The sequence below is a fragment of the Yinghuangia seranimata genome (genome assembly GCF_029953285.1).
GTDB classification, from domain to species: Bacteria; Actinomycetota; Actinomycetes; order Streptomycetales; family Streptomycetaceae; genus Yinghuangia; species Yinghuangia seranimata.
In genome coordinates, this window is the sequence record NZ_JASAOI010000062.1 from 48,028 (window position 1) to 69,113 (window position 21,086).

At 72.3% G+C, this 21,086-nt stretch carries 14 protein-coding genes; 6 read left to right on the plus strand and 8 right to left on the minus strand.

Annotated elements, in window-relative coordinates:
- Nucleotides 1-28: 28 nt before the first annotated feature.
- Nucleotides 29-946, minus strand: a complete 918-nt coding sequence (locus tag QI554_RS35765) for a phosphatase PAP2 family protein (RefSeq protein WP_281476332.1) — start codon at nucleotides 944-946, stop codon at nucleotides 29-31.
- Between the two features lie 294 nt (nucleotides 947-1,240).
- Here QI554_RS35765 and QI554_RS35770 point away from each other — a divergent pair, with 294 nt between their 5' ends.
- The 4 genes from QI554_RS35770 (at nucleotide 1,241) to QI554_RS35785 (ending at nucleotide 7,500) form a co-directional block, all read left to right on the plus strand.
- On the plus strand, nucleotides 1,241-2,032 hold the full coding sequence (locus tag QI554_RS35770) for a response regulator transcription factor (protein WP_281476334.1): 792 nt from the start codon (nucleotides 1,241-1,243) through the stop codon (nucleotides 2,030-2,032).
- A gap of 5 nt (nucleotides 2,033-2,037) precedes the next feature.
- Nucleotides 2,038-3,123, plus strand: a complete 1,086-nt coding sequence (locus QI554_RS35775) for a HAMP domain-containing sensor histidine kinase (protein WP_281476336.1) — start codon at nucleotides 2,038-2,040, stop codon at nucleotides 3,121-3,123.
- A 325-nt stretch (nucleotides 3,124-3,448) separates the two neighbouring features.
- A complete protein-coding gene (locus tag QI554_RS35780; protein WP_281476338.1) occupies nucleotides 3,449-7,204 on the plus strand; it encodes a multifunctional oxoglutarate decarboxylase/oxoglutarate dehydrogenase thiamine pyrophosphate-binding subunit/dihydrolipoyllysine-residue succinyltransferase subunit in 3,756 nt (1,251 codons plus the stop codon).
- A gap of 119 nt (nucleotides 7,205-7,323) precedes the next feature.
- Nucleotides 7,324-7,500 (plus strand): DUF6104 family protein, encoded by a 177-nt coding sequence (locus QI554_RS35785; RefSeq protein ID WP_281476339.1) that lies wholly within the window; start codon nucleotides 7,324-7,326, stop codon nucleotides 7,498-7,500.
- 13 nt (nucleotides 7,501-7,513) lie between these two features.
- On the opposite strand, the gene QI554_RS35790 is transcribed toward QI554_RS35785, so the two are convergent.
- Nucleotides 7,514-8,374 (minus strand): DUF4184 family protein, encoded by an 861-nt coding sequence (locus QI554_RS35790; protein WP_281476341.1) that lies wholly within the window; start codon nucleotides 8,372-8,374, stop codon nucleotides 7,514-7,516.
- Between the two features lie 254 nt (nucleotides 8,375-8,628).
- Here QI554_RS35790 and QI554_RS35795 point away from each other — a divergent pair, with 254 nt between their 5' ends.
- Together QI554_RS35795 and QI554_RS35800 are read left to right on the plus strand one after the other, a co-directional pair.
- Complete coding sequence (locus QI554_RS35795; protein WP_281476343.1) at nucleotides 8,629-9,450, plus strand: DUF4097 family beta strand repeat-containing protein; 822 nt, start codon at nucleotides 8,629-8,631, stop codon at nucleotides 9,448-9,450.
- Complete coding sequence (locus tag QI554_RS35800; protein WP_281476345.1) at nucleotides 9,447-10,400, plus strand: PadR family transcriptional regulator; 954 nt, start codon at nucleotides 9,447-9,449, stop codon at nucleotides 10,398-10,400. The genes QI554_RS35795 and QI554_RS35800 overlap by 4 nt, the downstream gene beginning before the upstream one ends.
- A 150-nt stretch (nucleotides 10,401-10,550) precedes the next feature.
- On the opposite strand, the gene QI554_RS35805 is transcribed toward QI554_RS35800, so the two are convergent.
- From QI554_RS35805 to QI554_RS35830, 6 genes are all read right to left on the minus strand, one after another.
- Complete coding sequence (locus tag QI554_RS35805; protein WP_281476347.1) at nucleotides 10,551-13,487, minus strand: hypothetical protein; 2,937 nt, start codon at nucleotides 13,485-13,487, stop codon at nucleotides 10,551-10,553.
- Between the two features lie 685 nt (nucleotides 13,488-14,172).
- Nucleotides 14,173-15,330: a helix-turn-helix domain-containing protein gene (locus tag QI554_RS35810; protein ID WP_281476349.1), complete on the minus strand. Its 1,158-nt coding sequence runs from the start codon at nucleotides 15,328-15,330 to the stop codon at nucleotides 14,173-14,175.
- Between the two features lie 380 nt (nucleotides 15,331-15,710).
- Nucleotides 15,711-17,171, minus strand: a complete 1,461-nt coding sequence (locus tag QI554_RS35815) for a catalase (protein WP_281476350.1) — start codon at nucleotides 17,169-17,171, stop codon at nucleotides 15,711-15,713.
- Nucleotides 17,172-17,215: 44 nt separating this feature from the next.
- Nucleotides 17,216-18,292: an allantoicase gene (alc, locus tag QI554_RS35820; RefSeq protein WP_281476351.1), complete on the minus strand. Its 1,077-nt coding sequence runs from the start codon at nucleotides 18,290-18,292 to the stop codon at nucleotides 17,216-17,218.
- A 95-nt stretch (nucleotides 18,293-18,387) separates the two neighbouring features.
- Nucleotides 18,388-19,740 carry an allantoinase AllB gene (gene allB, locus QI554_RS35825; protein ID WP_281476353.1) on the minus strand — a complete coding sequence of 451 codons (1,353 nt, stop codon included), beginning with the start codon at nucleotides 19,738-19,740 and terminating at the stop codon, nucleotides 18,388-18,390.
- Nucleotides 19,737-20,897: a glycerate kinase gene (locus tag QI554_RS35830; protein WP_281476355.1), complete on the minus strand. Its 1,161-nt coding sequence runs from the start codon at nucleotides 20,895-20,897 to the stop codon at nucleotides 19,737-19,739. The genes allB and QI554_RS35830 overlap by 4 nt, the downstream gene beginning before the upstream one ends.
- Nucleotides 20,898-21,086 lie beyond the last annotated feature (189 nt).

Below are 21,086 nucleotides of genomic sequence, written 5' to 3' on the forward strand. Positions count from 1 at the left end.
TCGCGCGCTTTTTCGGAAGGTCGGAAGGCTAGCGGACCGGCACCCGCGGGGCGGGGATTATCCGGACCAGCTTCGCGTGCGGCGACCGGTCGGGGAACGGGACGATCAGCATCGCCACCGCCAGCAGCAGCGACGCGACGAACGCGTCCAGCCAGTAGTGGTTCGCGGTGACCACGACGACCAGCAGCGTTATGGCCGGGTGCAGCCAGATCAGCCGGCTTCCGGCCCGGCGCAGCGGGTCGCGGTTGCACCACACCGCCATCACGCCGATGGCGACCACGAGGGCCCAGCCGAAGTGCAGCGACGGCATCGCGGCGTACTGGTTGGCGATCTTGGCCCCGGCCCCGGCGTACGGGGAGGAGCCGTCCAGCATGCCGGTGTCGACGAAGCCGTAGTCCTTCATCAGCCGCGGCGGCGCGAGCGGCACGAGGATGTGGATGACCAGCGCGATGCCGGTCATGATCGCCAGCAGGTTGCGTATCCACTTGTAGTGGTCGCGGTGCCGGATCCACAGCCACAGCAGGAACGCGACGGTCACCGGGAAGTGCACCCACGCGTAGTACTTGTTCGCGGCCGAGATCAGGACGTCCGACTGCGTGAACCAGTGCTGGATGACCTGTTCGTCGGGCAGCCGCAGGTCCTGCTGGAGGGTGAGGATCTCGCGGGCGTTGTGGATCGCCTTCGAGTCCTCGCCGCCCGCGAGGCCGCGGCCGAGCTTGTAGACCAGGAACAGCGCGGCGACGAGCAGCAGCTCGCGGAGCGCGTCGCGGGTGGTGCGGAGCCTGCGCGCGCGCCGCTCCTCGGCGGTCTCCTCGACCGGTGCCGCGGCCGACTCCGCGACGGTCCCTTCGACGGACGTGGCGGGGGCGGGAATGGTCGCCGAGGCACCCGCGGAGTCCGTCGTGGAGGACGTCCGAGGGGGTCTCGTTTTCAGCCTGTCGCGCACCGTTCCCCCTCGCTCGCCGTTCTGACGCATCGTCAGATCTGCACTCTTCGTGATCACTTGGCCCCGCTGGGTCACATCATCCGAACCCGGGCCGCAGGCCAGCCTAAGCCCACCGTCAACCCGCAACGTCCACCCGCTGGAGGAGATCACGTCAGCCGGAAGTCGAACTCCCGCCATCACCAGGACACTCCGCCGACACGCACGGTTCCGCGCCCGTCACACTGCTACGGACTTGTGACGCAACTCCGCGAACCCGCATACGCGCAGGCCCCGCCGCTCCGTACGCTGCCGTCCATGACCGACCACGCGCCCGTGTCCCCGCCCCTGCCCGCCCAGCCCCAACGCGGTTCCGGCGCGGGCCCCGGCGAACAGCGGCTCGTCCTGGTCGTGGAGGACGAACCGACCATCGGCGAGGCGGTCGCGGCCCGACTGCGCGCCGAGGGCTTCACGACACTGATGGCGACCGACGGCCCCACCGCGGTCGCGCTGGCCGAGCAGTCCCGCCCCGACATCGTCGTCCTGGACGTCATGCTCCCCGGCCTCGACGGCCTGGAGGTGTGCCGCCGCATCCACACCGTGCACCCCGCCGTGCCGGTGCTCATGCTGACCGCGCGCGACGACGAGACCGACCTGCTGGTCGGACTGGCGGTCGGCGCCGACGACTACATGACCAAGCCGTTCTCGATGCGCGAGCTGGTCGCGCGCGTGCACGTCCTGCTGCGCCGCATGGAGCGCGCCGCGGCCGCCGCGCGCGAGAGCGTCCCCGAGACGGTGCGGATAGGCGGGCTGCGCGTGGACCGCACCCAGCGCCGCGTGCACCTGGACGGCGCCGAGGTGCACCTGACGCCGACCGAGTTCGACCTGCTGGTGTGCCTGGCCTCGCGGCCGCGCGCGGTGCTGTCCCGTGAGCAGCTGCTCGCCGAGGTGTGGGACTGGGTCGACGCGTCCGGCACCCGCACCGTCGACAGCCACATCAAGGCGCTGCGCCGCAAGCTGGGCGCCGAGTGGATCCGCACCGTGCACGGCGTCGGCTACGCCCTGGAGACGCCGGCCCAGCAGGGTCGGCCGGGCCCGCTCGAAGGGTGACCGCCATGCTCCGCCCCGCCTGGATGGCCAGACCGCTGGACCCGCTGCGCTCGATCAAGATCAAGCTCGGCGTCCTGGTGGTCACGTCGGTGTTCGTGTCGACGCTCCTGATGATCCTGGGGCTGCGGGCCGAGGTGCAGTTCCGCTACACGTTCGTCGTCACCTCGCTGGCCAGCCTTGCGGTGACGCTGCTGCTGGCGCACGGCATGACGTCGCCGCTGCGCGAGATGACCGCGGCGGCCCGCGCGATGGCGCGTGGCGACTACTCGCGCCGGGTGCGGGCCACCTCGCGCGACGAGGTCGGCCAGTTGGCGTCGGCGTTCAACCGCATGGCGTCCGACCTGGAGCAGGTCGACCGGCACCGGCGCGAGCTGGTCGCGAACGTGTCGCACGAGCTGCGCACGCCGATCGCCGGGCTGCAGGCGCTGCTCGAGAACATGGTCGACGGCGTGTGGGAGCCGGACAAGGAGCGCCTGGAGCAGGCGCTGACGCAGACCGAGCGGCTCGGCCGGCTGGTCGCCGACCTGCTGGACCTGTCCCGGCTCGACGCCGGCGTGGTGCCGCTGCACGCGCGCGAGTTCGCGGTGCGGCCGTTCCTGGAGTCGGTGCTGCGTGAGGCGGAGTCGCTGGGCCACGACGTGGTCTTCGTCGTCGACGTCGAGCCGGCCGCCCTGACCGCGGTCGCCGACACCGAGCGGCTGCACCAGGTGGTGACGAACCTGCTGGCGAACGCGTGCCGGCACAGCCCGCCGGGCGGCCGGGTGAGCCTGCACGCGCACCGCGCGCACGACGCGGCGTCCGGCAGCCTGCGACTCGAGGTGCAGGACCAGGGGCCGGGCATCCCCCGCGAGGAGCGCACCCGGGTGTTCGAGCGCTTCATCCGCGGCGGCGACCGGTCCGGGCCCGGCGGCGGTGCCGCGTCGGGATACCCGGGAGGGCGGCGGCGGGAGGGCGGCGGGACGGGCCTCGGGCTGGCGATCGCGCGGTGGGCGGTGGACCTGCACGGTGGCGAGATCGCGGTGGCGGAGTCGGCGTACGGCTGCCGCATCCGCGTCGTGCTGCCGGGCGACACACGCGACGCCCGCTCGTGACCGTCGGTGAGACCGACAAACCTCACAAGACGCCGCTTCGCACAGTTGTACTGACGCGCCGCTGGTGGACGCGCGTCAAGCCGGCACGCAAGGACATGCTCGGACGGAATGTGACGCTCCGGTTATGACATACCGTCACATAGAATGTGTCCGAAAGGGACAAATCTCCGCCACTCGGTCATCTCTCTGTGATCTACGCGACGCGTAGGACGTAGGGCCTGCGCACCATGGCCGAAAGGGCGTAGCCTTGTTTCCCGCTGTCCACCACCCCAGGAAGCGGAAGAGGGCGGTTGCCGCCGTGTCGTCACAGTCCCCTAGCAACCCGATGGCCAGCTTCGGCCCCAACGAGTGGCTTGTCGACGAGATCTACCAGCAGTACCTACAGGACCCCAATTCTGTAGATCGCGCATGGTGGGATTTCTTCGCCGACTACAAGCCCAGCAGCGCGGATGCGGCACCGGCCGCAGCCACCGCGGACTCGTCCAACCGGAGCGCAGCCATCACCACCAGCACCCCGAGTGCGCCCGGCTCCGCCGGCTCCGCGCCCGTCTCGAACCAGGTTCCAGCGCCCGCCCCGACCGGCCCTGCCGCGACGACACCCGGCCCGGCGTCCAGCCACCCGATGGTGACCTCCGGCGTCTCCAACAACGCCGCCGTCGCCAAGCCCACCCCCGCGGACCCCCCGCCCGCCAAGCCGAAGGCCGCCACCCCTGTGCAGGCCTCCGTCAACGGCCCGGAGACGGTCCAGCTCAAGGGCCCCGCGGCCCGCGTCGTGGCCAACATGGACGCGAGCCTCACGATCCCGACCGCGACCAGCGTGCGCGCCGTGCCGGCGAAGCTGCTGATCGACAACCGGATCGTCATCAACAACCACCTCAAGCGCGCCCGCGGCGGCAAGGTCTCGTTCACGCACCTCATCGGCTACGCGCTCGTCCAGGCGATCAAGTCGATGCCCGCGATGAACCAGGGCTACCAAGAGGTCGACGGCAAGCCCTTCCTGGTCAAGCCCGAGCACATCAACCTCGGCCTCGCGATCGACCTGACCAAGCCCAACGGCGACCGCCAGCTCGTCGTCGCGGCCATCAAGAAGTCCGAGGACCTGGACTTCTTCGGCTTCTGGCAGGCCTACGAGGACATCGTCCGCCGTGCCCGCGCGAACAAGCTGACCGTCGACGACTTCGCCGGCGTCACCGTGTCGCTGACCAACCCCGGCGGCATCGGCACCGTCCACTCGGTCCCGCGCCTGATGCCCGGACAGGGCACCATCGTCGGCGTCGGCGCCATGGAGTACCCGGCCGAGTTCCAGGGCGCGTCCTCGGACACGATGGCCCGCCTCGCGGTCAGCAAGATCCTCACGCTGACCAGCACCTACGACCACCGGATCATCCAGGGTGCGCAGTCGGGCGAGTTCCTGCGTCGCATGCACCAGCTCCTCCTCGGCGAGGGCGGGTTCTACGACGAGATCTTCGCCTCCCTGCGCATCCCGTACGAGCCGGTGCGCTGGGTGCAGGACATCTCCGCCAGCCACGAGGACGACGTCAACAAGACCGCCCGCGTGCAGGAGCTCATCCACTCCTACCGGGTGCGCGGCCACCTCATGGCCGACACCGACCCGCTGGAGTACAAGCAGCGCCGCCACCCCGACCTCGACGTGGTCGAGCACGGGCTGACGCTGTGGGACCTGGAGCGCGAGTTCGCGGTGGGCGGCTTCGCCGGCCAGTCGATGATGACGCTGCGCGAGGTGCTCGGCGTGCTGCGCGACTCGTACTGCCGCACCGTCGGCGTCGAGTACATGCACATCCAGGACCCGCAGCAGCGCCGCTGGATCCAGGAGCGCGTCGAGGTCCCGCACAGCAAGCCGGACCGCCAGGACCAGCTCCGCGTGCTGCGCAAGCTCAACGCCGCCGAGGCGTTCGAGACCTTCCTGGCCACCAAGTACGTCGGCCAGAAGCGCTTCTCGCTCGAGGGCGGCGAGTCGACCATCCCGCTGCTGGACGCGATCATCCAGTCGGCCGCCGAGGCGGGCCTCGACGAGGTCGCGATCGGCATGGCGCACCGCGGCCGGCTCAACATCCTGACGAACATCGTCGGCAAGAGCTACGCGCAGGTGTTCCGCGAGTTCGAGGGCAACATCGACCCCAAGTCGATGCACGGCTCGGGCGACGTGAAGTACCACCTGGGCGCCGAGGGCACCTTCACCTCGGACGACGGCGCGCAGGTCAAGGTGTCGCTGGTCGCCAACCCGTCGCACCTCGAGGCGGTCGACCCGGTCCTCGAGGGCGTCGTGCGCGCCAAGCAGGACATCATCGACATGGCCGGCGCGGGCTTCACGGTGCTGCCGCTGCTGCTGCACGGCGACGCCGCGTTCGCCGGCCAGGGCGTGGTCGCCGAGACGCTCAACATGTCGCAGCTGCGCGGCTACCGCACCGGCGGCTCGGTGCACGTGGTCATCAACAACCAGGTCGGCTTCACCGCCGCCCCGGCGTCGTCGCGCTCCTCGATGTACGCGACCGACGTCGCGCGCATGATCGAGGCGCCGATCTTCCACGTGAACGGCGACGACCCCGAGGCGTGCGTGCGCGTCGCGGAGCTGGCCTTCGAGTACCGGCAGGCGTTCCACAAGGACGTCGTGATCGACCTGATCTGCTACCGGCGCCGGGGCCACAACGAGGCCGACAACCCGTCGTTCACCCAGCCGCTGATGTACGACCTGATCGACAAGAAGCGCTCGGTGCGCAAGCTGTACACCGAGGCGCTCATCGGCCGCGGCGACATCACGGTCGAAGAGGCCGAGCAGGCCCTGAAGGACTACCAGGACCAGCTCGAGAAGGTCTTCGCCGAGGTCCGCGAGGCGACCACGGCGCAGCTGCCGGCGCACGCCGAGCCGCAGCCGCTGCCGGAGTTCCCGGCGCCGGTCGGCAGCGCGATCGCCACCGAGACGGTCAAGCGGATCGTCGAGTCGCAGATCTCGCTGCCCGACGGCTTCACCGTGCACCCGCGCCTGCAGCCGCAGCTGCAGCGCCGCGCGGCGATGGTCGAGGACGGCACGATCGACTGGGCGATGGGCGAGACGCTCGCGTTCGGCTCGCTGCTGATGGAGGGCCACCCGGTCCGGCTCGCCGGCCAGGACTCCCGCCGCGGCACCTTCGGCCAGCGCCACGCGGTGCTGGTGGACCGCGAGTCGGGCGGTGAGTGGACGCCGCTGGCGAACCTCACGCCCGAGCAGGCCAAGTTCACCGTGTACGACTCGCTGCTGAGCGAGTTCGCCGCGATGGGCTTCGAGTACGGCTACTCGCTGGCCCGCCCGAACGCGCTGGTGCTGTGGGAGGCGCAGTTCGGCGACTTCGCCAACGGCGCGCAGACCATCATGGACGAGTTCATCTCCTCCGCCGAGCAGAAGTGGGGCCAGCACTCCGGTGTCACGCTGCTGCTCCCGCACGGCTTCGAGGGCCAGGGCCCGGACCACAGCTCGGCGCGCATCGAGCGCTACCTGCAGCTGTGCGCCCAGAACAACATGACGGTCGCGGCGCCGACGCTGCCGAGCAACTACTTCCACCTGCTGCGCTGGCAGGTGCACAACCCGCACCACAAGCCGCTGGTGGTGTTCACCCCGAAGTCGATGCTGCGCCTGAAGGCCGCCGCGTCGCGCATCGAGGAGTTCACCACGGGCGAGTTCCGGCCGGTCATCGGGGACACCACGGTGGACCCGAAGCAGGTGCGGCGCGTGGTCATGACGTCCGGCAAGTTCTACTACGACCTCGAGGCGGCGCGCACCAGGTCCGGTGCCACCGACGTCGCGCTGGTCCGGGTCGAGCGGCTCTACCCGCTGCCGATCGAGGAGATGCGGGCCGAGCTGACCCGGTACGGCATGGAGCGGTACGGCAACGGCCTGGAGCTCGTGTGGGCCCAGGAGGAGCCGGCCAACCAGGGCGCGTGGCCGTTCATCGCGCTCAACCTGGTCGAGGCGGGGCTGCCGACGCCGCGCCGCATCGCCCGCTCGGCGGCGTCGTCGCCGGCGGTCGGCTCGGCCAAGCGGCACGAGGCGGAGCAGCAGGACCTGGTGGCGCAGGCGTTCGCGTAAGGCGGGCGCCGGTCCCCACCGGCGGGTTTTCCCGGGTTCGCCCCGGCGCATACGATGCGCCGGGGCGAACCCCTTTGGATTCCGGGCCCGAAGAGGGCCCTGTGCGAGTGGGAGCGAGCGTGTACTTCACCGACCGCGGCATCGAAGAGCTGGAGAGCCGGCGCGGAGAAGAAGAGGTCAGCTTCGCGTGGCTGGCCGAGCAGCTGCGCACGTTCGTGGACCTCAACCCCGAGTTCGAGACCCCGGTCGAGCGCCTCGCGACGTGGCTCGCGCGGCTGGACGACGAGGAGGAGTAGGCCTCCCGGCCGGTCAGGCGGTACGCGCGGCGTTCGCGGTGTGCACGGCCCAGCCCACGGCGTACAGCAGCACGGCGAGCGCCGCGCCCTGGCCGAAGCCGATGGTCAGCTCGACGGCGAGGGCCTGGTGGTCGCCGCGCAGCCAGTCGGGCTGCGGGCTCGTGCGGCGGATCGCGGCGAGCGTGCCGGCGAGCGCGACCGCGGCGACGACGGTGGCGCGGGCGCGCACGGCGAGCCGACGGGGGGCGTCGTGCGGCAGCGGGCGGGCCGGCAGCCGCCGGACCCACCAGGCGAGGGCGGCGAGGCCGACCACCGAGCTGATGTTCTGCAGGACCTGGCACCACGCGGGGCCGAACGGGCTGGCGTCGAGCAGCCACGGCGCGACCTCGCGGGCGCCGGCGTCCCCGGCGTGCGTCCAGGTGTCCCAGCCGACGTGGGTGAGCCCGCCGATCCACGCGGAGACCACGAACCATCCGGCGACGCCGACGAGTTCCCGGACCCAGGGGCGGCCCTCGCGGCGTGCGGCGGCGATCCGCCCGGGCAGCACCGGGGTGAGCGGTTCCGCGAGCCGGGCGCGCAGCGCGTCGGGCAGCAGCGCGAGTGTCGGGCGCAGGAGCAGGAAGTGCCACACCCCGACGGCCACGGCGGTGAACACGAGGTCGACGATGAGGACACCGGGCACCAGGCCGTGCGTGACCGTCCGGTCCGGGTGCAGCGGCAGGGACCGCAGGTCGACGAACAGCACGACGTCGGGCGTCATGGTGCCGATCGCCAGCGCCGAGGCCACCAGCGGCCCGCGCCGCTCCCCCACCCCTGTGCGGGTGCCGGAGCGCATCGGCAGGGCGGCGGCCATATGGCTGGCGGTGAACGGCATCCGGTGGTTCCTCCACATTGTCTGCGGCGCGGGCCCCGCACCGTCCGGCGCGGACGGCCCCGCGCGTTCGGTGCGGGTAGTCCCTCATCGGATTCCCGCGTTGCCGGGGTAGCGATCGCGCCATCCTGGCGGTTGTATGACTCGCGGGAACAGCCGGTGGTTCCCGACCCCTTGACGCGCGGTCAACGCGATATATCGTGGATGACAGGGCACACGATATATCGCGTATCACGCCCCGAAGGGGAGGGGGATTCATGTCTCGATGGACCGTCGCCGATCCTCAGGCGTTCGACGTCGAGCCCGTCCATGTGGTGCGCGTCCGCGCCGTCGCCGGTCTGGTCGACGTCGTCGGCACCGACGGGCCGACCCGGCTCGAGGTCACCGGCGTCGAGGGCCCGCCGCTGGAGGTCGGTCACGACCCGGCGTCGGGCGAGCTCACCGTCGGATACGACGACCTGAGCTGGAAGAGCCCCAAGGCGTGGCTCGACCGCCAGGTGCACGGCCGCAGCTGCCGCGTGGCGCTCGCCGTGCCGTGGGACTGCACGATCGACATCGCGGTCATGTCCGCGCACGCGACGGTCTCCGGCGTGCACGGCTGCGTCGCGGTGCGCAGCGTCGCGGGCGGCATCACCCTCTTCGGGCTGACCGGCGCGGTGGACGCCGCGACGGTCGCCGGGACCGTCGAGGCCGAGTCGCTCGCGGGCGACTTCCAGGTCGCCACGGTGTCGGGCGACCTGACGCTGGTCGAGGGCACGGGGGGCCGTGTGCGGGCGCACTCGGTGTCGGGCGCGATGGTGCTGGACCTCGACGCGTTCGGGCGCAACGACGTCCAGCTGTCGACGGTTTCGGGCGCGCTCACGGTGCGGCTGCCGCACGACGGCGACGTCGATGTCGACGTGCGCTCGTCCGGCGGTACCGTCGGTTCGGCGTTCGAAGGGCTGACCGCGCGGACCGGATTCGGAACATCCCGGTTGGTCGGCACGTTGGGCGGGGGGACGGGGCGCTTGAGGATCACCTCGGTGTCGGGCGACGTGGCTCTGCTGCGCCGGGCTCCGGAAGGAAAGGTAAACGCATGACCCCCGTCTTCGGGCACGGCCGCCTGCGGCTGTACCTGCTCAAGCTGCTCGACGAAAGCCCCCGCCACGGCTACGAGATCATCCGGCTGCTGCAGGACCGCTTCCTCGGCCTGTACGCGCCGTCCGCCGGCACCGTCTACCCCCGGCTCGCCAAGCTCGAGCAGGAGGGCCTCGTCGCCCATTCGGTCGAAGGCGGCCGCAAGGTCTACCGCATCACCGACGCCGGACGCGCCGAGCTCACCGCCCGCCAGGCCGAGTTGGACGCGCTCGAGGCGGAGATCCGCGAGTCGGTGTACGAGCGCGCCCGCGAGATCCGCGACGAGGTCCGCACCTCCGCGCGCAACCTGCGCGAGGAACTGCGGCAGGCCGCGCAGGACGTCCACGAGACGCCGCGTCCCCGGGCGTCGTCGTCCGCCAAGGGCTGGGGCGGCGCCGGCGCGGGCGGCCGCGAGGACCCGGTCTCGGCGTGGGCCAAGAACCTCGGGCCCGCGCTGTCCCAGAAGATGGTGGACCTCGCCGAGGGCCTCGCACAGGGCCTCGCCGGGCTGACCGAACAGCGCACGCAGCGGCTCGAGGACGAGATCCTCAAGCACTTCGGGCCCGACCCGCTGGCCACCGAGCGGCCGGACGTGTGGGGCGCCGAGACAGACGCCGAGGGCGCGGCGAAGGACACGACGAGCGGGTCGGACCACATCCGCGGGGCCGCGGCGAAGTCCCGCCTGGCCGACGAGGACGTCGAAGTGCCGGTCACGTCCCGCCCGGCCCGCGAGAAGTCCCGGCGCGCGCGCCCGGGCGCCGAGGAACTCGGCGCACTGTTCGACCGCTTCCGCCACGAGATCGACGCGGTCGCGGCCCGCGCCGGCCTGACCCCTACGCAGGTCGACCGGGCACGCGACGTCGTCGTGCAGGCGTGTGCGGACCTGAAGGACATCCTGAACGAGCGCCACTGACCCGTTGACCGACGAGCCCCCGCCGCCCGCGCGAAGCGGGCGACGGGGGCGTCGCGTTACCGGGGCCCGGAGCCACGAGCCCGGCACGGTGACCCGACGGCCCGACCCGTGTGGGTCGGGCCGGACCGCCGGTGTCCGGTACCGCCGCGACTAGGGGTAGATCGCGATGGTGTACTTGGCGCTGTCGCTCTGCTGGTTGCCCAGTTCGAGCGTCTGTGTGCCGGTGGTGGGCAGCGCGTAGCCGGTGATGCTGCGCTGTCCGGTCGGGTTGGGCGGTGTGCTGGGCCGCGGGAGCCCGCCCACCGCGGCGAGCGTGCTGTAGTAGGGCGGGTTGTACGGATTCCAGAACGCGGCGCTGCCCGAGCACAGGCCCGGCCCGAACGTGCAGGCCGGCCCGATGTTGGCGGCGTCCACGTTGATCTTCTGCCCGGCGGTACCGGGGAAGGTGATCTGGGCCCGGCGGCCCCAGGTGGACATGTCCACCGTGGTGACGCTGCCGTTGGGCGTCGCCGCAGCCTTCACGACCGTGCTCAGCACGCGCAGTTCGTACGGGAAGGGAGCGTCCGTGGGGTCGAAGGGCGTCGGCCTGATGTCCACGGCGTAGTCGCCGGTTCCCGCGCTGGTCAGCACGCGCCCGATGTCGTGCCGCTTGGTGCCGTTGGTCATGTACTCGAGCCAGCTGTCGACCGGGTAGTACGGAACCTGCTGGGTCTCGTACACGCTGTGGACGGCCGACGAACCCGCGAGGTAGAACGTCTGGCCCACCGGCACGGAGAAGCGCAGCTTGGCACGCTGGCCCCACTTGGTGGTCGCCACCGTCACCGGAGCGCCCTCCACGACGGCGGTCGCGGTGGGGATCGTGTTCACGTCGAGCGCGCGCAGCGAGACGTCGAGTTGCCCCGTGGTCGACGGCACTGCTTCGAGGTACACCACGCCCGGGCTGGCTCCGAGGGTGTAGAACCCGGTCTTGTAGGCGCCGGTGAAGAGTTCGTTGACCATGCCGCCGTAGGCGGTGCCGCTGCCCATCTTCGATCCCCAGGGTGCGCGCAGCGTGACGTTGGCGTCGTACTTGCCCCGGCTCGCGACGTAGAAGGTCTGGTTCGCCGCGACCGGCACGGTGAACCAGGCGTGCAGGCCCGGGACGCTGCTGACGACCGCGCCGGGGTCGCCGTCGACGGTCAGCGGCGAGACGACGTCCTGGGTGACGCTGGCGTTCCAGCCGAACGAGAGCTTGTTGTTCACCGCGTCGGACGGCTCCGCGACCAGGTCGACACGGGCGACGACGAGGGTCGCCACCATCGACGGGTCGGAGACGCGCACATACGCGTTACCCGAAGCGTCCAACGAGTACGTCTCGTTGATCGCCGGGTACAGCGCCCCGGTGGTGCTGCCGCTGCCACGCCAGGTGACGACCGAGTAGCGCAGGTTCGGCTTCGGGTCCACGTGCACCTGGAGGACGCCCTGGTCGCCGATCTTGCCCTTCTGGAAACCGGTCATCAGGTCGACGTAGAAGGCGCCGCCGGGCTGGAGTTCGGCCGTCAGGTTGCCCGTGTTCCACGTGGGGGCGAGCCCGCCGAGGACGGCGGTTCCGTGCGCGGGGCGGCCTCCGGCATACGAGTCCGTGCCGACATTGCCGTCCGCGAGGATTCCGCGCCACGTCGTGGACGCCTGCGGGTCGGTGTAGCCCGGGGCGGTGACCCATGCCTGCGTCTGCGGCGACCAGGCCGAGACCGGGTTGCTCAGCCGGTAGTTCGCCACCGCGAAGTCCAGCATCGCCGCGTTGGCGTCGAGTCCGTACCCGGACATCACGGCCTTGATGGCGTCGAGGCTCTTGCCGCCGGCGGTCGAGTAGACCTCCCACGTCAGCCGCACGAAGCGGTTGTCGGTCCGCTCGGTCAGGTACTCGGCGAGCGGGTTCACCGAGTACTGCCGCGAATTCCCGAACCCGTCCCACGCGTTGATGGCACGGCCCGGCGAGCCCAGGAACTTGGCGAGGTTGCGGGCGTAGTACTCGTTCTCGCGGGCCTCACCGTCGTACGACGGGTCGGCCTCGAAGCTCTTGTGCGTGGCCCACTCCGCGCTGGCTTCCATCCACCAGTTCGTCGCGCCGAGGTTGAACACGAAGTCGGCGTTGGGCATGTAGTGGTACTGGAAGCAGTGGAACAGCTCGTGGCGCGGCAGGTAGTTGAACTGGAAGTTGATCGGCACGGGGTTGCCCGCGCCGACCGCCATGTCCTGCGGCAGCAGGATCGTCGGGTTGTGGCCCGCGCCGGGGAACTCGAACGGGAAGGCCACACCGGCCCCGTCCTTGGCGGAGGAATGGCCGACCCAGACGTCGAGCGGTCCCGCCGGGAGCGAGATGACGAAGCCCATCGCCTGGTACGTCTTCCAGGCGGACTCCAGGCCCTCGGCCATCTTGTAGACGGCGTCGGGGGTGTCGCTGCTGCGGTTGAACTCGGGCTTGAGCCCGGGCTCGACGTAGCCGCCGTGGTCCGGATCGCCGACCGTGCGCTCGATGTTGTAGTAGATGTTCGCGTGCTCGGTCACGTACAGGCACTGGAACTGGTCGGCCAGGTAGATCGTGACCGTGCCGCACGCGTTCTTCGGGTCGTCCGGCAGGTCGGCCGCGAGGGACGTGGCCGCGGTCGTGGCCGTCGCCGTCTTCGCGCCGGCCTTCTTGACGGAGAAGAGGTCGTTGACCCACGCCTTCGTCTGCGGGGTCGCGGACGTCAGGTGCTCGAACAGGAAGGCCTGGTAGCCGGCGGCCTCTTCGCCGAGCGCCTTGTCGGGCCTGAACTCGGCCGGCAGGTCCTTGGACCCGATGAGGTTCTGGACGCCGTACCGGACCAGCTGGTCGTCGTTGATCCGGTGCTGGGACCACGCCGGGACGACCTTGTCACCCGGGCCGAAGTCCGGTGCCGGGTTCGGGTTTCCGGACTTGCCACTCGCGGCCGACCGGGCCTTGAGGGCGGCCGCCGCGGAGGCGGTCCGGGCGGCGTTGTAGGCGGGGGCGGCGGCGCTGACCGGTGGCGGTGAGCCATGGGGGTCCGGTTCGCCCGCGGCCGGCGAACCGTCCGGGGACGACACTTCGGCCGCTCCCGGAGCCGGCTGCGACGCGGGGCTTCCCGGTGGGGGTGGGGTGGAGCCGAATGCGGAGGGCATCGGCGCGGCGAGGAGTGCCAGTGCCGCGACCGCTGTTGCGACGCGTTTCAAAGGGGGGAGCCTCCGATCGATCGACGAGCACGTTGGGGGGCGTGCATGACCGACGGCCCGGCCCGCGTGAACAGGGCCGGACCGTCGGTGTCCGGGGGTGCGCTAGGCCGCGGTGGTCGCGGTCACCTTTCGCCCGGCGCGGCGGGCGGCGTGCGGCGCGGGTGCCTCGATCGGGTCGACCGGCGGCGGGGAACCACAAGGGTTCGGTTCACCCGCCGCCGGTGCCGCCGACGGCCTGTCTGGGGACGACACTTCGACGAGTCCCGGCTTGGGGCGCAAGACCGGGCCACCTGGGGGAGGTGGTGTGGAGTCGAGAGCGGACGGCGTCGGCGAGTTGGGGAGCGCCAGTGCCGCGTTCGCTGTTGCGACGCGTTTCAAGGAGCCTCCGTTCGATGCAGCCGCGATCACGGCCAGACGGGATTCTGGCAGCGGAGATCGCGAAGTCGGAGGCTCGGAGCGGCACACCGGACCCGGGGCAACCGGGTGCGGTTCTCACCGTGCGGGGGTCAACCGCCGTGCGGGCAGAGCGGCTTCGGGAGAGGGCGGGGTCGGTTCCGGGTCAGCGGCGGGCGGCGGCGTCGAGCACGCGGGTGGCGAGCCACAGGTCGCGTTGGACGACGGGGTTGCCGAGGCCGTCGGTGCGGAGGCGTTCGGAGAGCCGGGCGAGCCGTTTGCGCAGGCCGGGGCCCGATATGCCGAGGACGTACGCGGCGGCGCGGGCCTGGCAGTCGTAGTCGAGCCAGACCCGCAGGGTGACGGCGTCGGTGGAGTCGGGCTCGTCGAGGACGTCGCGCAGCACCGCGCGGGCCCAGCCGCGGGCGAGCGGCTGGGTGAGGACGGCGCCGAAGTCGACCCGTCGGGGCGTGTCCAGCGGGCGGGGGCGCGGGAGTTCGTCGAGGGCCAGGGCGAGGCAGAGGGTGGCCTGGGAGCCGACCGTGGCCAGGTCCAGGCGCAGGAGTCGGCCGACCAGCCGGAGCCGGGACGCGACGGTGTTGCGGTGCAGGTAGAGCCGGGCGGCGGCTTCGCGGCCGAAGACGAGCCACATGCGGGCGGTGGTCATCAGGTCGTCGGGCAGCGGGTCCTGGGGCCTGGCGGGCTCGTGCGCGCGGATCGGGGCGAGGAAGCCGGCCGCCCACTGCCGCCCCAACTCGCCGGTGAGCGGCGCGAATCCGTTGCCGGGGCTGGGTACGGCCGGTCCGTCGGAGGCGCGTCGGCCGGGGGCCATGAGCCCGGCGAGTGCCTGGCCGTACGCGAACACGACGTCCTGCAGCGGCAGCGCCAGACTGGCGGCGATGCGGCAGCGGCCGCCCATCGCGGCGCGGACGGCGGCCGCGTAGCCGACGGCGTCGCCGGGCGCGAGGACGAGGACGTGCAGCGCGTGGTCGGGGCAGCGCCGCACCCACACCTCGGTGCCGGTCTCCGCGCCGACGCGGACGCAGGCATCGGCGGCACGGTCGCGTTCACCGGCCCGCGCCTGGACGACGAACGCCCGTACCGGGTCCGGGAGTCCGCCACCGGCCAGGGCGGCGATCCGCCGGGCGGGCTCCAGGCGCCCGGACATCACGAGTTCGACGACGCTCTCGCGCAGCGCGGTCTCGGCGGCGTGCAGCCGCCGGACGCGGTCGTCGAGGTCCGCGCGTTCGCGGGCCAGCGCGGTCAGCCAGACGGCCGTCGCGAAGTCCGTCCCGGTGTCCGCGGTGTCCTGGCGCTCCGCCACCTCATCCCCCGGCGTGTCCGACCGTCGTACGGTCCCCCGGGCGGGAACGCGGCCGCGCCGCCGCCTCGGTGATCATCGTCGATCGCCCACAGGCCGCGCAACGGCGCCCCGGGGCCACCGGTGCGCGGGAACGCCGCAGCGGGCCCCGCGCGGCCCGAACGGGGCCCGCTGCGGGCCCGCGGACGGCTCCGCCGCCGTCGGGTGGAGCCGCCGGGCGGCGCGGTGATCTGAGCAGCACCATGTCACGCACCCCGCCGCCCGGCGGTGTTCCGACACCGGGGGACGCCTCGCGTCGCGAGCCACCCCGCTCGCGGTGGACGGCGTCCCCCGGTCGTTCTTCCTTCTTCTTCCTTCTTCTTCCTTCTTCCTGCGGTCGCCAGCTAGTTGGCGGCGTCGCGCAGCTCGCGCACGGCCTGCTCCAGGCGGCGGCCGTACTCGGGGTCGGCCGCGTGGAAGTGCGGCAGCACCCGCTCGACGATGTCGTCGCGCTGCACCTGCGCGATGAACCCGGCGAGGTTGGCGATGAGGCGGGACTTCTCGTCGGCGCTCATGAGGCGGTAGAGCTCGCCGGCCTGGAAGAAGTCGTCGTCCTTGACGTGCTGCGGCGCCTCGTGGGTGCCGGTGAAGCCGACCACGGCCGACGGGGCGGCCAGCGCCTCGCCGGTCTGGAACGGGCCGCCGAAGCTGTTCGGCTCGTAGTTCTTCGCGCGCCCCGCGGCGTTGGTCGCCATCGCGCCGTCGCGGCCGTGGTTGTTCGCCGCCGTGGCGTGCGGGGCGTTGACCGCCAGCTGGGTGTGGTTGACGCCCAGGCGGTACCGGTGCGCGTCCGCGTAGGCGAACAGCCGTCCCTGGAGCATCTTGTCGGGCGACGGACCGATGCCCGGAACGAAGTTGTTCGGCGAGAACGCCGCCTGCTCGACCTCCGCGAACACGTTCTCCGGGTTGCGGTTCAGCACCAGGCGGCCGACCTTGATCAGCGGGTAGTCGCTGTGCGGCCACACCTTGGTCAGGTCGAACGGGTTGAAGCGGTACTTGGCCGCGTCCGCCGCCGGCATGACCTGGACGTGCACGGTCCAGGACGGGAACACCCCGCGCTCGATGGCCTGGTGCAGGTCGCGCTGGTGCGAGTCCGCGTCGGCGCCGGCGAGTTCGGCGGCCTGCTCGTTGGTGAGCGAGCGGACGCCCTGGTTCGTCTTGAAGTGGTACTTCACCCAGAACGCCTCGCCCTGGGCGTTGACCCACTGGTAGGTGTGCGAGCCGTACCCGTTCATGTGCCGGTACGACGCGGGGATGCCGCGGTCGCCGAACAGCCAGGTGACCTGGTGGGTCGCCTCGGGGGCGTACGACCAGAAGTCCCACACGTTCTCGGCCTCGGTGCTGCCGGTGTAGGGGTCGCGCTTCTGCGAGTGGATGAAGTCCGGGAACTTGATCGGGTCCTTGATGAAGAACACCGGGGTGTTGTTGCCGACCAGGTCGTAGTTGCCCTGCTCGGTGTAGAACTTCACGGCGAACCCGCGCGGGTCGCGCACCGCGTCGGAGGCGCCCAGGTTGCCCGCCACCGTCGAGAAGCGGAGGAACACCTCGGTCTTGCGGCCGACCTCGCCGAGGAAGTGCGCCCGGGTGTACGGGGTCACGTCGTCGGTGACCTCGAAGAACCCGTAGGCGCCGGAGCCGCGGGCGTGCACGATGCGCTCCGGGATGCGCTCGCGGTTGAACCGGGCGAGCTTCTCCAGCAGGTACTGGTCCTGGATGAGCACGGGGCCGCCGACGCCGGCCTGCGCGGAGTTCTGGTTGTCCGCGACGGGCGCGCCCGACTCGGTCGTCAATATCTGGTCGGTCATGGGGTGCTGACTCCCTATCAGTTACGCGGTGGAGCGGTTCGTGGTCAGTCGGCGTCGAGTTCGGCCGTGCGGCGGCGCAGCTCGGCGAGGCCGGCGTCGGTGACCCGGCCGAGGAGCCGCAGGCGGGCGACGCCGCCGCAGGGGTACACCTCGACGCGCACGTGGGTCGCGGAACGGCCGGGCGCGACCCGGAACCGGTGGCGGGTGTCGGGCTGGACGCGGGTGCGCGGGAGGATCTCGTACCAGGACGCCTCGTCCTCGGGCGTGCCGTCGGTGGCGACCAGGCGGATCCAGCCGGGCGCGTTGCCCTTGTAGTGGTCCGTGTCGATCTCGACGGCGGCGATGTCGGCGGGGCCCGCGAGCTTGATCCGCACCCAGTCGTGGCCGTCGTCGCGGCGCCGCCGGGTCTCCCAGCCCTCGCCCATCACCCGCGAGCGGCCAGGGGCGTTGATGTTGTGCGGCGACGAGAAGAACCGGTCGCTGGCCGCCTCGGCGACGCCGCCGAGGTCGGCGGCGGCGACGTCGACCATGAGCCCGTCGAGGTAGTCGGCGTCGGGCACGACCTCGCCGTGCACGCGGAGCCGGGCCACGCCGCCGTCCGGGAAGATGTTGAGCCGCACGTGGGTGAAGCGCTTCTCGACGGCGACGTCGAAGCGGTGCGCGGTGTCGCCCTTCAGCGGGCTGCGCGGCACGATCTCGGTCCACGCGACGTCGTCGGCGAGCACGTCGGCCAGGTCCGGGTGGCCGGGGAGGTAGGCGGCCTCGACGGAGGCGTACGGCGGGTAGTTGCCGACGAAGTGCGCGGTGTCGACGACGACGCCGCGGACGACGCCGGCCGCGCCGAGCCGGACGACCGCCCAGTCGTGGTCGTCGGGGCGTACGTGCGGTTCCTCGGCGCTGACGCCGCGCCGCCGCCGGGTCTCCCAGCCGTCCATGATCTGGCCCTTGGGGCCGAACGTGTGCGGCTGGAACACCGGTGTCTCGGCGAGCAGCAGGTTCTCCTTGTCGGCGAACCACTCGTCGTTGGCGGCGACGACCCCGGCGCCCAGCGGGCGGGCGGCCAGGTTGGGGAGTTCGGTGAAGTCGGTGGTGTTGTGTCCGGCGTTTTCGGGCGTGCTCATCTACGACTCCGGTCTCGTTGCGGGGGCGCTGACGACGGTTCAGAAACCGGGGGGCGGTGGCGCGTGGCCGCGGTGGCGGCGCAGGGCTGCGGTGATCACGACGGCTCGCGCTCCAGGAGCTCGCCGCGCGGGGTGCCGTCGACGTCGACGACCTCGCCGCGCAGCCACGTGGTCCTTACGACGCCGGTGAGTTCGCGGCCGGTGTAGGGCGTGACCGGGTTGCGGTGGTGCAGGGTGCCCGGGTCGACGACGAACGCGGCGTCCGGGTCGAACGCGACCAGGTCGGCGTCCCGGCCGGGGGCGATGACGCCCTTGCGGCGCAGACCGGCGAACCGCGCGGGGCCGGTGGCCATCCAGCCGACGACGTCGGCGAGCGTGTGGCCGCGGCGGCGCGCCTCGGTCCAGATCGCCGGCAGGCCCAGCTGCAGCGACGCGATGCCGCCCCAGGCGAGCGCGAAGTCGCCTTCTTCGAGGCGCTTGAGGTCCACGGTGCACGGCGAGTGGTCGGAGACGACCGCGACGAACTCGCCCTCGCCGAGCGCCTCCCACAGCCGGTCGCGGTTGGCCTCGGAGCGGATCGGAGGACAGCACTTGAAGGCGGTGTCGCCGGCGGGCACCTGCTCGGCGGCGAGCGTGAGGTAGTGCGGGCAGGTCTCGGCGGTCGCGCGTACCCCGTTGGCGCGGGCCTTCGCCAGCAGCGGGAGCACCTCGGCGGACGACACGTGCAACACGTGCACGCGCGCGCCGGTCTCCCTCGCGGCCTCGAACAGGCCCGCCACGGCGACCGCTTCGGCCGAGTCGGGGCGGGACGCGAGGAAGTCGGCGTAGTCGCGGCCGGCCCGCTGCGGTGCGGCGTCGAGCTCCTCGGGGGCCTCGGCGTGGATGATCGCGAGCGCGTCGAAGCTCGCCAGCTCGGCGAGCGTCTCGTCGAGCTGCTCGCGGGACAGGTGCGGAAACTCGTCGACCCCGGACGGTGACAGGAACGCCTTGAAGCCGAAGACCCCGGCGCGGTACAGCGCTTCGAGGTCGTTGAGGTTGCCCGGCACGGCGCCGCCCCAGAACCCGACGTCGACGTGCACGCGTCCGCGCGCCGCGTCCTGCTTGGCGTGCAGCGCGCCGACGGTGGTGGTCGGCGGGATCGAGTTGAGCGGCATGTCGATGAGCGTGGTCACGCCGCCGGCCGCGGCGGCGCGGGTCGCGGACGCGAAGCCCTCCCACGCCGTGCGGCCGGGCTCGTTGACGTGCACGTGGGTGTCCACGAGGCCGGGCAGCAGCGCGACGTCGCCCAGGTCCTGCACGCCGCCGACGGCGGTGGTGACGCTGCCGTACGGCGCGACGTCGGTGATGCGGCCGCCGGCCACGACGACGTCCGCGGCGATCTCGCCCGCGGGGGTGACGACCCGCCGGGACCGCAGGACGCGGGCGAGGGTGCTGGTCGTCGTGGTCACTGGGCGGCCTCCATCTCCTGGGCGATCTCCTGAAGCAGGTCCTTGGCCAGCCTCACGCCGGCCTCCTCCGCGAAGTCCCCTGCCTGGGTGAGCGGGTCGCCGCCGTCGGCGGCCAACTCCTCGAGCGGGTACGCGCGGACGATCCCGGCCGTCTGAAGCTGCATCCCCGTCAGCTCCAGACGGCCGCAGACGGCCACGACCGGGACCCCGGCGCGCGCCGCGGCGGCGGCGACACCCGCGGGCGCCTTTCCGTGCAGGGTCTGCCGGTCGAGCCGGCCCTCGCCGGTGACGACGAGCGCGGCTCCTGCCAGAACCGGCTCGAAGCCGACGAGGTCGAGCAGCAGGTCGATGCCCGGGCGGAGGGACGCGCCGAGGTAGGCGAGGGCGCCGAAGCCCACCCCGCCGGCGGCACCCGAACCGGGTCGGCCGGCGACCCGGCCCCCCGGCACGTCCCGGCCCGTGACCTCGGCCCAGCGGGCGAGGGCGGCCTCGAGGACCGGCACGTCCTCGGGTCCGGCGCCCTTCTGCGGGCCGTACACCGCCGCGGCCCCGGTGGGGCCGAGCAGCGGGTTGTCGACGTCGGAGGCGATGACCACCTCGATGCCGTCGAAGCGCCGCAGGAGGTCGGTCGCCTCGACGCGGTCCAGGTCGCGCAGCGCGGCTCCGCCGGGCGGCAGCTCGACGCCTTGGGCGTCGAGCAGCCGCCCGCCGAGCGCCTGCACCATGCCGGCTCCGCCGTCGGTGCAGGCGCTCCCGCCGAGACCGAGGACGATGCGACGCGCCCCCACGCGCACCGCCTCGGCGATCAGTTGGCCGACGCCGTAGCTGCTGGCGGTCAGCGGCGCCGGAATGCCGGCGGGAAGCAGGACGAGGCCGGAGGCCTGCGCGAGTTCGACGACGGCGGTGCCGCCGCGCAGCGCGAAGTCGGCGTCGACGGCGGGCCCGGTGGGCCCGGCGACGCGGGTGCGGACCCGGCGGAAGCCGGCCGCGACGGCGGCGTCCACGGTGCCGTCGCCGCCGTCGGCCACCGGCAGGCGGCGCACGTCGGCGGCGGGCAGGACGCGCAGGATGCCTTCCGCGATGCGTCCGGCGGCCTCGGCCGCGGTGAGTGTGCCCTTGAACTTGTCGGGGGCGACGACGATCTTCGGGGCTGCCACGGTCGCTCCTCTCCGGACGGTCGGCGGGACGGACGGTTGCGGGGACAGTAGGCCACGGCGGGTGCGGTGGCGGCTATTGGACATACGTACCGCCACCGTGTCCCTACCCGGGTCCGGTTCTGTCTGTTCTGTTGATTCCACTGATCTGTTGATTCCACCCGGCGGCACGGCCGCGACACCGGTTCAGGT